Raw genomic sequence first — 12,191 nt, 5'->3', positions numbered from 1 at the left:
TTTTATCTCCTTAATTTTTTCTGACTTTCAATGCATATCTTCCTGGTGAATTAATGTTTAGTTCTTGTGCTAATTGTGATTCATCAGGGTCCACTACTACTATTAATCCAGTCCAATCTGAAGATGTTTCAGTTCCACATAGTGGGCATGTCTTTTCAAAAGACACGTAGTTACATCTTGTACATGCTCTTTCGGCCATGATAATTCTCCTTTAACTTCTTCATACTTATTTTTTGGATTTTTGTTTTTCTTCTTCAATCCATTCGAAACGTCCTAGGCCAGGTTGTCTCATTGTTAAACCAATTTTACAGTCTTTAGTAGAATTTCCTTTCATACTTAATGCTACTATTCTTGCTCGTACAAAGTCTGATTGTTCGAGTGATTTGTTTGTTTCGTTTGCAACTAGTGCTCCACGTTTTTCATCATAAGTTATGTAATCATTGGTTACTTGTGATACGTGTACTAAACCATCTAATGGTCCTATTCTTACAAATGATCCAAATTCAATGATTTCAATTACTTCTCCATCAATGACTTCATGTAATGTTGGTTTAAAGAATAATGCATCAAATTTTACATGATAAAATGCTGAACCGTCTCCTATTACCACTGTTCCTTCTGAATGGTCAGTTACTTGTGTTACAGTTATTAGGATACCTAACTTTTTATCTAGTTTTCCTACATATTTTTTGTTAAGTATTTCAGCTGCCACTTCTTCTAGTGGTTTATCAAACATATTAGGTGGTACTCTAACTGTATCTTCGATAGTTGCTATTTCGTACACTTTGGATACCTCACATATGTTTATTCATATTTTTCTTTATATAATTCTATTGCATGTAAAACAGCTTCTTTAGCGGCTTGGTTATCTTCCCATCCATTAATTTCTACTGTTTTATTTTCTAATGCTTTGTATTGGCTAAAGAAATGTTCTATTTCTTTAAGGTAGTGTTCTGGTAATTGTGAAATATCTGTGATATTTTCAAATCTTGGGTCTTCTACAGGTACTGCTAATAGTTTATCGTCACTGTCTCCTTGATCTATCATTCTCATTATACCTATTGGTCTTGCGTCTATGATACATCCAGGGAATGTTGGTTGGTCCATGATTACCATTACATCGAATGGGTCTCCATCTTCCCATAATGATTTTGGCATGAAACCATATTCTGCTGGGTAGTGGAATGGTGAGAATAGTACTCTGTCTAGTGCGAATGCTTCTTTATCTTTATCGTATTCATATTTGTTTCTAGAGCCTGTTGGAATTTCTACAATTACAGTTATTTCTTCAGGTACGTTATTTCCTGATTCTATGTCTGTCCAAAGATTCATTGTTTTTCCTCCAAATCATATTTACTATTATTTTACGATTTATGTTTTATGTAACCGTCTATTTCTAGGAATCTGTGTTGTCTTAAGTATATGACTGTGATTCCCTTTTTTCTTGCTCTTTTTCGAAGGTTTTTATCGTTTGTACATAGTACATCTTCTTTTGTACAGTACTTTAGTAACAAGTTATCTACATGATCATTCTTTTTGATTTCAACTATTGAGAATGGATCTTTTTGTGCTATTTGTAATGCGATATTACATGCTATCTTGTCTTTACCTTTTGCCTTCTTTTTAAGAGTGGTTAATTCATTGATTACTAGTGATGGTACAATTAATTCATAATATGAGGGCAGTATTATTTCTAGTTCTCCTACTACATCTATGCCTAATTGAATCATCATCATCAAAAATTTGTATCAACTACTGCTCTATGCTTTGATGATACCATAACCAATAAGCCTCCATCTAGCTCCTACTCTACGGCTTAAAGCTACACGTTGACCTTCTTCTGCACATACTGGTAATCTTAGTTGTACATCTACTTCACTGTTTCTTGCACTTGTTACAAGTCCTACTGTTGTACTTGTTCCAATGTTTATCATTAAGTTTTCTGAAGAATGTATCGGTTCAACTTCTGTTTCGTTTTTAGTTCCGACTACTCTATCAAGCAAATGTGTTTGCATAGTAAATTCTTGTATGGTTGGTGGAAGTGATCCGGGTTTTCCTGCTATTGAACCAGATAATGAATCTGCTTTTGTTAGTGCAGGGTCTAATAGTAATGCCACTCCAATTAAACCTCCAGGTGCAACTTCGTCTACAAAGTTGTCTGCTGCTTCAAGTCCAATTATTGTACTGGTTAAGCTTCTCCATTCAGATTTTCCTTTTTGTTTTATCTGAATTCCTGGTTTAATTTCTATTTCGTCACCAACTTTGAGTTTTCCTTGGATTAGAGAACCGCCTATGATTCCACCACTAATCTTTTTAGGGTGTGTTCCAGGTTTGTTTATATCAAATGATCTTGCTACGAATAGTTTTGGATTTTTACGTAGGGATCTTCTTGGTGTTTTGATATGTTTTTGAATTGTTTCAATGAGTATATCTATGTTTGCACCTTGTTGAGCTGATATAGGTATTATTGGTACTCCATCTGCACAAGTTCCTTTTACAAACTCTTTGATTTCGTGATAGTTTTCTATTGCTTTTTCCTTAGGTACTGTATCTATCTTGTTCTGTACCACTATAACATTTTTTACACCTATTACATCTAATGCCATTAAGTGTTCTTTTGTTTGTGGTTGTGGGCATGGCTCGTTTGCTCCTATTACTAGTATTGCTCCGTCCATTATTGCTGCACCGGAGAGCATTGTTGCCATGAGTGTTTCGTGACCTGGTGAGTCTACGAATGATACTTTTCTAAGTACGTCTGTTTTAGAACCGCAGTGTTCACAAGTTTCTTTTGTAGTGTAACATTGAGGTGAATCACATTCATTACATCTTCTGAATGTTATGTCAGCATATCCTAACCTTATTGAAATACCTCTTTTTGCTTCTTCACTGTGTGTGTCTGTCCATATACCAGATAAAGCTTTTGTTAGAGTAGTTTTACCGTGGTCTACGTGACCTACTAATCCAATGTTTATCTCGGATTGTACTTTCATTTTAAGTTACACCTCCATTGATAGTAAATTATCAAGATTAGATAATCTAGTATCTATTCTTCTTGTGCTTCTTCTTCAGGTTCTGCGAAGATTTCAGCTAGTGTTTGTTCTCCTCTTTCTGAAACTTTTACATTTATTTGTGAGATGTCATCTGCGATTGTGTTTCCACGTACAGTTTTTCTTCTTCTTAATCCTTTTTTGGTAGGTTTGAATCCTACTCCTTCACTTACTAAACTTTTGAATCTTCTTGTACCATCTACGTCAGGTTTCATTGGGAAACCGTTTTTGTCGCTTCCTCCGGTGATTTTGAGTTTGTAACCTTTTAGTCCTAATACTCCACCACTGAATTCGTCTCCAATTTTAAGACCGTTTACGATTTTTGCATCTTTGTCTTCTAATTCTAATTGGTATGTTACATCTGCATCTGATACTACTACTTTATATGCCATTATAGGCCTCCGTTATTTGTTTTTAAGTATTGTTTTTTTTTGTAGTTACTTATTCCTACATTTTTTTTGTTATTGTAATATAATATTTTTTTTTAGTAGAAGTCTTCGTATTCATCTTCATCTAGGGTGTCCAGTTCACTCCAGTCAGTGTTTACTACTCCCCAGTTTGGATCTTCTACTTGTTGTTTAATTTCTTTAAGCTCATCTAGTGTGTGAAGCTCATCATCTAACAACTTATCCCCTAATTCATTGATTACTGCCATGAAGTTACGTTCATCCATGTCTACGTATAAGATGTCTCCTTCTTCAAAATCTTTTTCAAATGTTGCATCGGCTATTGCCATTGCGACTTTTGATCCTCTTGCTGATTTTGGTAGGCTTTCACCATTGTCTTCCATGCTTTCTACACGACCAACATAGTTTCCCTTATTGTTTATTAATACAGCACCTCTTTCAATTATACCAGACATTATTTCTACTCCGGCAATTGCTGGTTTACTGTTACGGAATACTAGTTTTGGCATTATGCGTATTGTTGCTGGACGTACAAGTGATTGTAATCTTTCGTTTTTCTGGCGTTCTTTTGCTGTTGTAACCCATTCAATGTAATCCTCAGTTAATTGATAAATTACTTTATCCTGGAATACTTTGATATCCTGGTCTGCTAATTCCTGTTCTGCTGATGGTAATATGTTTACATTAAATGCTACTATTACCCCATATTTAGTATCCTCTTCATACATGATTGATGCATTAATGATATCTCTACGTGAAATATCGCCTATTTCTGCAGATTTTATAGGTATATCCTTATCATCAAGTATGTTAACTAGTGCTTCGAGAGAACCTAGGGTATCGGCTTTAACAATTATACCAACATCACTTGTCTGAATACGTATATTATCCACTTCAGATAATAATTCTTCCTCAATCCTTAAGTTGTCATCATTAGCTACTTTTAATGGTGAACCTGATACTACATCATCTACACGTGGAGCAACTATTTTTACTCCTGCTGCTGCTACAATCTGATCAGTATCCTCGAACATTGTCTTGGATTCTCTGATTTCCTCTAATGCCTTTGGTTTGAGAAGACTTCTAATCTTGGAGGATATGACTTTATTATCCTTTGTTAACATCATAATATGGTCGTCTTTATTAAGAACTCCATCATATAATATTGTGTCTATGGTTAATCCAAGACCTTTTTCTTCTTTTACTTCAAGAACTGTTCCTGATGCTGGTGCATCCTCTTCTATTTGAAGCTGTTCTCTTAAGTATTGGTATGCTAAACCAAGTAGCATTGTTAAAAGTTCAGGTAATCCTTCACCGGTACGTGCACTTATAGGCACTATGGTTATTTGACTTGCAAAGTTACTTACCCTATCAAAACGTTCTGATTCAAATCCTTCCTGATGTAATACTCCTACTATTTCATATAGTTTCTGATCTAAATCAAATGCAACTTTTGAATGTTGATTTTGTACTACTTCAGAAAATGATGCGTTATCAGTAGAGTTCCATCCAGGAATTCTGTCAATCTTGTTTGCAGCAACTACAAACGGTGTTTTTGATGTTTTTAATATGTTTAAAGCTTCATATGTTTGAGGTTTAAAACCTTCGTTAACATCCATTATTAAAATAGCTAAATCAGCTAAAGATCCACCACGTTTACGTAGTGTTGTAAAGGCTTCGTGTCCCGGAGTATCAATAAAGAATAAACCAGGAAGTCTGTCTTCTATCTTCATTTTTTCTAGGAACTCACCACAAATTGATGATATAACATCCATAGGTATTTCTGTTGCACCAATATGCTGTGTAATCCCACCAGCTTCTTTAGATGCAATAGTACTTCCCCTAATATGATCAAGAAGCGTTGTTTTACCATGGTCTACATGACCTAAAACTGACACTATAGGTGATCTAGTTTTCATTTTCTTATCCCCTAAAAATCATCTTATCCCATAAAACAATGTTTTACAGGCTTTAAAATTTATGTATTATTTAACAGTAGGTTAAATAAGTTAGTGTTCTATTTTTCCATATTAAACTTCTGAAATACTGAGAAATCACTTGAATGTTCCCTGAAAAAACTTAAATAAAATGTATCACTTTTTTTATTACCTTGTTGTAGAACATATACTTATTTGAATATTGAAATCATCCTATACTAATCAATAAGTAGATATTTTATTTTTTTTTATTATTTGCGCAAATTAAAATAAATATTTATTAGGGTTTTGAAGTTATTGATTACATTATTAAACTTCAATATTACTATATCTACATTACAATAATAGCAAAAAGAGCAAATAAAAGAAATATATTCTTATGGCTCTTATTCATATATAATATCTTCATCAGGTAATTCATAATCACAGAATTCTGATTCATCGAAGAATAAACCTATTTCTCTTACTGCGGATTCTTCAGAATCTGAAGCATGTATAACATTACGTCCAAGATCAATAGCATAATCTCCACGAATTGTTCCAACATCTGCTTCTTTAGGATTTGTTGCTCCTACCATTCTTCTTACTTGAGCTATTACATCATCAGCTTCTAAGACCATAGCAAATACTGGTCCAGAGGTAATGTATGAAACTAAATCATTGAAAAATGGTTTTTCACTATGTTCACCATAATGAGTTTTTGCAAGCTCTTCTGAAATCATAAGAGTTTTAGCTGCTATTATTTTAATACCACGTTCTTCAAATCTTGATAAAATTTTACCTGTTAATCTTCTTTTAACTGCATCAGGTTTTAACATGGCGAATGTTCTTTGTTTCATTGTTTAACCCACTTAACTTTTCTTGGAATTCTACCAAGTTTATTATTTTTTTCACATTTACTACTACAGAAGAAAGAAATTGATCCATCTCTACGGACATACATTTTTCCTGTACCTTCTGGAATTTCTTCTCCACAGAATGAACATGTTCTCATTTTTAAACTCCTAAAAATTCTTTTAAAAAAGAATATCTTAACAATAAAAAAGTATTAATCAAAAGACTCCTATACTTATGGAGTTCTGATTTCTTTAGCTTCTCTTATTGTATCTAGTAACATTAAAACGTCGCCTTCTTTGATAGCTCCCATAACGTTTCTAGTGAGTATTCTTCCTTTGTCTCTTCCATCAAGTATTCTGCATTTTACTTGCATTACTTCTCCAGTCATTCCTGTTCTTTTTAAAACTTCGATAACTTCAGCTGGAGTACCGTCTTCCATATAATCACCTTAAAATTTTGATTGGTTAACTAAAAAATAATTTACCGAAGTGACACCAAGATATATTAAAAAAATTTAGAAAGAATAAATCCTCTAATAATAGAGTACCCTTTTATACAAGAATATCTAATTTATTATATCAAACTTATCTTATTATTGTAAAATTTAAAATATATATGAGAGTTCCCTTCTAAGTAAGATTACTTATTTTATATAGTGCTTACTCCAATCTGATTAGTTTTTGAGTTCTGCAATTTTTTCAACGATTTCGTTTACTAAGTCTTGACCTTCACCTGCATCGATAATTGCAGCTGATGCGGTACCAACTTTAAGTCCTGCAGCTTCACCTAATTCTTCTTTGGTTGGAAGGTATGCGTAAGGAATTTCTTTTTCTTCTGCTAAAATTGGTAAGTGTGCAACGATTTCTGCTGGTTCAATATCTTCAGCAATAACTGCTAATGCAACATTGTTTCTTTCAATGTTTTTAGTTACTTCGTTGGTTCCTTTTCCGATTTTACCTGTGTCTCTTGCTATTTCTAAAGCTTCGTAAACTTTATCAGCTATTTCTTTTGGTACTTCAAATTTTACATATACTGAATTTGCCATTTAATTGTCCTCCAATTATCATCTGGTTTTTTAACCATCCATTTCAAGAGATAAAAATGATTGCCTTAATCCTAAAATTAAATGTTTTAAAACTTATCATATTATATAAAAATAATAATCAAACAGCAACAACAATTTCAACTCCTGTTGTCTGATTAAATGACCATTCTAAAAAATATAATTTATATAATAAAAAATATTCTAATTTAAAACTCCTTAATGAGTGATACTCATTCGCTCACAGTTTTAAGTATGTTAAAAATTAGTTATTTAATACTATGTCTTTACTATAATATAAAGTTATGCCCAAGATGAATAGGCATTAATAAAATATAAAATAAAAAATCTAAAAAAAAAATTGTCAAAAAGGGGGGTTAAGTAATGGGAACTAAACTTTAACAATCTTACTAGTTTCATTACGTTGACCAAGATATGCCTGTCTAGCACCAGTAACTATCATGACACTTTTAATCTTAATGCTCTTATTAATTTGTAATTTACTTAAATTAATTTTACCACCAGATACCTTGAAGTTCTGCGTCTTATTAGTTTTAGCATTAACATAAGATCTACCATTAATCTTTATATTAACATTGTTAGTGCCTATCACATAATTATTCTTATAATCCTTGATAGATGCCTGAACACTTAACTGATTCTTAGAGTTAACAGTAACTTTACTAATACCTATCGTAATAGGACTTCTTTCAACATTAAATTTCGTGGTACCTCTAGTGTCAGGATAATAAATATCACTTACAAGCACTGCTTCAACATTATAGTCACGCACATTACCATCATTAGTTACACCACCCATACCCTGAGGTACTGTGTACTTATATGATGCAGTATTGTTTGAGTTTACTTTTACAAGTAAGTTTGCTCCATTTTTATCTTTAATTGTTTTACCGTTTACTTTAAATAATACTTTAGTACCGGTATGCATCATTGTTTTATTCTTATAATTTGGTGTTGTATCAGAGAGTTTTGCTGTGAAAGTTATTGTTTTATATTGTTTTTGTTTAGATGGTGTTGCAGTTACTGCAATTTTAGCATCACGTTTCTTGATTTGAGCTGTTACAACATCACTTTTTGCTTCATTATATTTGTATGAACCACTATATGATGCTGTTAAATTTTTAGCATTTCTTAAGTATAAATCTGCATTGATAGTAATTGTCACTAATCCATTGTTAACTTTGAATTTCCATGCCGGAGCAGTACTGTTGAAACTACCATCAGTTCTTAATGTTTTACCATTAAGCTTGAATACAAGGTTTCCACCACTAACTAAATTATTATTGGCATCTTTAATGTGTGCAATAAGTTTAATGTCTTCACCGATTATACCGCTTATAGGTTCTACAGTTAATGTTGTGTTGATTTTATATGTGGTTATGCTAACTGTGGTGTTGTTTGCTGTGTACTTGTTGTTTCCTGCATAAATTGCAGTGATATTTTCTGTTCCAGGTAAAGTATCAACAGGTATTACTGCTATTCCCTTATTATCTGTTTTTCCTATTCCTATTGTTTCTCCTGATTTGTTTTTAATTGTTATCTGTGCGTTTGTAATTGGATTTTCTAATTTGTTATCCAGTATAACTACAACCTTTGTCTCTCCAACAGTGTTGTTTTCAGGAACTGCCCTTATGACTGTTGTTTTATTCCAGGAATCTATTAATTCATTTAATTTATCAATTTCATTTTGTAAAAGATTAATTTCTTCATTTAACTCTTTTATTGTATTATTTAATTCTTTAATCTTGTTATTTAAGTCATTTATTGTTTTGTTTTGGTCTTGTATAGTCTGATTCTGCTCCCGAATAGTCTGATTCTGCTCCTGAACAGTACCATTCAAATCTTGAATTGTCTCATTCATTTCATCTATAATCTTCTGATAGTCAGGTATTACAGTTAAATCTTTTGACTTGGTGCTTCCCATTAAATCATCACTATCTTCAATTGTGGCTTCCACACTTCTTTCACCAGATTCAACTGTTGTATCTGTAACAGTAATTATACCATTATCATCAGTTTTTTCAGTAATTTGTGTACCATTAGGTAGAGTAATATTAATTTCCTGTTGTTTTAATGGAGTTCCGTCTTTTTCTGTTGCATTAACTTTTATTGTAACATTACCTTCAGTATTATTCAAGATATCTATTTCAATCATTGTTTCTGGAATAACAGTTAAGGTATCTGTCTTATTGGATGGGTTGTATATTTCATTACCCCAGTAAGACACGTTAATCGTGTAAGTTCCTTTTTCTTTAATATTTAATGGTATTGTTATTGCTCCACTACCTAAAGGGGCAGCTCCTAATAAATTATTGTTTTCATCATATACTGTTACAAATCCGTTTTCAACTAGTTTATCCATTTTATCTGTAACATTTACTTTAATTGATACATTTCCTAAGACATTATTTTTTTCCATAATGTTTGTAGTTGTATTCATTTTAGGTATATAATAGAAGTAAGTGTTATCTTTGAATTTAGTTTCATTATTTGGGTTAGTCATGATTAAAGTATATGTGCAATCTTTTTCTGTAATATCATATTCATCAAATAAACCATTATAACAACCATATGTTCCCTGACTAATATAATTAATTTTAATTTCAACCTCATATTCTGGTTCTTTAAGATAAGCATCAGAATTGATTATTTTTATTATCTCCCTTCCTTGATCTTCTATTAATCCAAAGTTTTCAGGCGTGTTATTTCTGAAAGTGTTATCTGTGAGTATATATGAACTTGTTAATATTAGCACGGATCCTCCTGTTGTTGCATTATTTTCGGTGAAATTTGTATTTTTAAGGTTTATAGTACTATCTGATACACTATAAATCGCTCCACCATTGTCTGCTGCAGAGTTTTTGGTAAAGTTTGAGTTTTCTATGGTTAAATTCTTTTTGTTGTAAATTGCTCCACCATCTTTGGCAGTATTATTTGATAATTCTGAATCATAAAGGTATAAGTTTCCCTTATTCTCTATTGCACCAATATCTTTTCCAGTATTTAAATAAAATTTGGAAAAGCTAATATTTGTTGTTCCCTCATTAGATATTGCACTGGAAAAATCTGCCTTATTTTTTGTGAAATTTGAGTTTGTAATGTTGACATTGGAATTTTCTTCGATAGCTATTGCTCCTCCAAAACCTAATTCCGGATCAGTAGCTTCATTATTTTCAAATAATGAATTATTTAATAATACATCGGCCTCGTGAATAGTTATTCCTCCACCACATTCTTGGGCAGTATTATTGATGAAAGAAGAGTTCTGGATTATTGAATTTCCTGAGTATATATAAATGGATCCTGTGTTCATTCCTTTATTTTTTACAAATCTAGTATTGGACACATTACAATTTGAACGACTATAAATTCCAGCAGTGATTCCACCTTCGTTTTCAGTAAAATTTGAATTATTAACTACTAACTTATCCACATTCTTTATTATTCCACCGCTTGCGTTATTATTTGAAAAGCTGGTGTTATTTATGGAGAGTGTATCCTGGGTGTATATGATTTCACCTGTCTTCGCATAGTTATTATTAAATATTGAATTGTTTATATCAATCATTCCATAACTATATATTGCTGCTCCACCTTTTTTTCCTGAAGCGTTATTATTGGTGAAAGTACAATTGTCAATAGTTGATAGATACTGATTGTCATAATGGTATATTGCTGCACCAGCATAGTTATCCTCTTCGCCTGTTTGGGTGTTATTGATGAATTTTGAGTCAGTAAATGAATATTGGGAGAAATAATTATAAATAGCTCCTCCCCTAGCGGAAACTTTATTATCAATGAAAGTACAATTTTTAAAGTTAGCAGTTAATTCACCAATATATATTGTGGCTCTATGACCAGCAGAATTATTTGTAAATATGGAATCAGTACTACTTACTTTAATTCTATTAGGACCCTCCATCTCTTCATCAGCAACTGCTATTGCTGAACCATAATCACTAGCTTTATTTTGATCAAATTCACAATGATTAATCTCCAAATCGAGAGGGTATGCTTCGATACTTGCTATTACTCCACCATTTCTAGCAGTATTTTTAATAAATTTGGAATTTGTTAATTTCATAGTAATATCATAATTACCACCAGGGTTATATATGATTCCACCATCCATTTCAGCAGAATTACTTTCAAAGAAGGAATCAGTTATTACCACATTTCCCTCATTTACCATTATTCCACCATATGAGGCTTTATTATTTTTAAATGTGGAATTTATAATTGTTAAATTTCCATTATTTTTTATATTACCACTAGCTCCCCCTTGACAGTTTAATAGAGTTATATTGTTTAAGATTATTGTATAATCCTTCCCTATGGTTAGAAATGTTTTGGAATTTTGACCGTCAATTGTGTTTCCATTACCGTTGATTGTTAATTTTTTTGTGTTTTGACTTCCGGACCATGTTATTGGTGTGGAAATTTTATAGTCTCCTTCTTCTAAATTTATTATGTATTCATCGTCGGTTGATGTTTTAGCATTACTAATTTCAGTTAGTAATCCCGAATAGCTATTTACTGTGCTTGTTGCTTTTTTTGTTTGTGTTGTTTTTTGTGTTGTGTCTTTGTGTATTGTTTTTGTGTTGTTTGTGTGTGTTGTTGGTGTTTCTTTGATTTGTTGTGGTGATATGTCGTGTGTGTTGTCGTCTGTTGTGTTTGTTGCGCTGATTATTGTTAGGCTTGTTAGTATTATTAGCAGCATTGCAACTGTGAATATTGCTTTTTTGTTCACCATTTTTTTTATCCTCCTATTCTATTATCAACATGTAGATATTACTCTTTTGTAATATCTTAAATGATATATATTGAATTTATTTGACATATATTTAATCATTAATTTTTTGATTAACTGTAATGATTGTTCTAATTAACTAGAGTTTTT

The 12,191-nt window shown here is 31.9% G+C and carries 12 protein-coding genes; all 12 read right to left on the bottom strand.

Features of this window, described 5'->3' with window-relative positions:
• Positions 1 to 10 precede the first annotated feature (10 nt).
• Positions 11 to 199: a transcription elongation factor subunit Spt4 gene (gene spt4 / locus PXD04_RS14330; protein WP_323735512.1), complete on the bottom strand. Its 189-nt coding sequence runs from the start codon at positions 197 to 199 to the stop codon at positions 11 to 13.
• Positions 200 to 226: 27 nt separating this feature from the next.
• Positions 227 to 775: a DNA-directed RNA polymerase gene (locus tag PXD04_RS14325; RefSeq protein WP_323737443.1), complete on the bottom strand. Its 549-nt coding sequence runs from the start codon at positions 773 to 775 to the stop codon at positions 227 to 229.
• Positions 776 to 804: 29 nt separating this feature from the next.
• Entirely contained in the window at positions 805 to 1,332 is a 528-nt protein-coding gene (locus PXD04_RS14320) for an inorganic diphosphatase (protein WP_323735511.1), read from the bottom strand.
• A gap of 32 nt (positions 1,333 to 1,364) precedes the next feature.
• Entirely contained in the window at positions 1,365 to 1,736 is a 372-nt protein-coding gene (locus tag PXD04_RS14315; protein ID WP_323737442.1) for a twitching motility protein PilT, read from the bottom strand.
• Between the two features lie 24 nt (positions 1,737 to 1,760).
• Positions 1,761 to 2,990 (bottom strand): translation initiation factor IF-2 subunit gamma, encoded by a 1,230-nt coding sequence (locus PXD04_RS14310; RefSeq protein ID WP_323735510.1) that lies wholly within the window; start codon positions 2,988 to 2,990, stop codon positions 1,761 to 1,763.
• Positions 2,991 to 3,043: 53 nt separating this feature from the next.
• The gene (locus PXD04_RS14305; RefSeq protein ID WP_323735509.1) at positions 3,044 to 3,439 is read right to left on the bottom strand and encodes a 30S ribosomal protein S6e; all 396 of its coding nucleotides are present in this window, start codon (positions 3,437 to 3,439) and stop codon (positions 3,044 to 3,046) included.
• A 92-nt stretch (positions 3,440 to 3,531) separates the two neighbouring features.
• Positions 3,532 to 5,373 carry a translation initiation factor IF-2 gene (gene infB, locus PXD04_RS14300; RefSeq protein ID WP_323735508.1) on the bottom strand — a complete coding sequence of 614 codons (1,842 nt, stop codon included), beginning with the start codon at positions 5,371 to 5,373 and terminating at the stop codon, positions 3,532 to 3,534.
• Between the two features lie 404 nt (positions 5,374 to 5,777).
• Positions 5,778 to 6,230 (bottom strand): nucleoside-diphosphate kinase, encoded by a 453-nt coding sequence (gene ndk / locus PXD04_RS14295; protein WP_323735507.1) that lies wholly within the window; start codon positions 6,228 to 6,230, stop codon positions 5,778 to 5,780.
• Positions 6,227 to 6,385 carry a 50S ribosomal protein L24e gene (locus tag PXD04_RS14290; protein ID WP_011406229.1) on the bottom strand — a complete coding sequence of 53 codons (159 nt, stop codon included), beginning with the start codon at positions 6,383 to 6,385 and terminating at the stop codon, positions 6,227 to 6,229. Before PXD04_RS14290 ends, ndk begins: the two co-directional genes overlap by 4 nt.
• 75 nt (positions 6,386 to 6,460) lie before the next feature.
• On the bottom strand, positions 6,461 to 6,667 hold the full coding sequence (locus tag PXD04_RS14285) for a 30S ribosomal protein S28e (RefSeq protein ID WP_011406230.1): 207 nt from the start codon (positions 6,665 to 6,667) through the stop codon (positions 6,461 to 6,463).
• Positions 6,668 to 6,901: 234 nt separating this feature from the next.
• Positions 6,902 to 7,273, bottom strand: coding sequence for a 50S ribosomal protein L7Ae (gene rpl7ae, locus PXD04_RS14280; protein WP_323735506.1), 372 nt, complete (start codon positions 7,271 to 7,273; stop codon positions 6,902 to 6,904).
• Positions 7,274 to 7,661: 388 nt separating this feature from the next.
• Positions 7,662 to 12,044, bottom strand: a complete 4,383-nt coding sequence (locus tag PXD04_RS14275; RefSeq protein WP_323735505.1) for a right-handed parallel beta-helix repeat-containing protein — start codon at positions 12,042 to 12,044, stop codon at positions 7,662 to 7,664.
• Positions 12,045 to 12,191: the final 147 nt, after the last annotated feature.

This window comes from Methanosphaera sp. ISO3-F5, assembly GCF_034480035.2.
Classification (GTDB): domain Archaea; phylum Methanobacteriota; class Methanobacteria; order Methanobacteriales; family Methanobacteriaceae; genus Methanosphaera.
The sequence above is the reverse complement of the archived record's forward strand: the minus strand, read 5'-3'. Positions and strand labels throughout refer to the sequence as shown.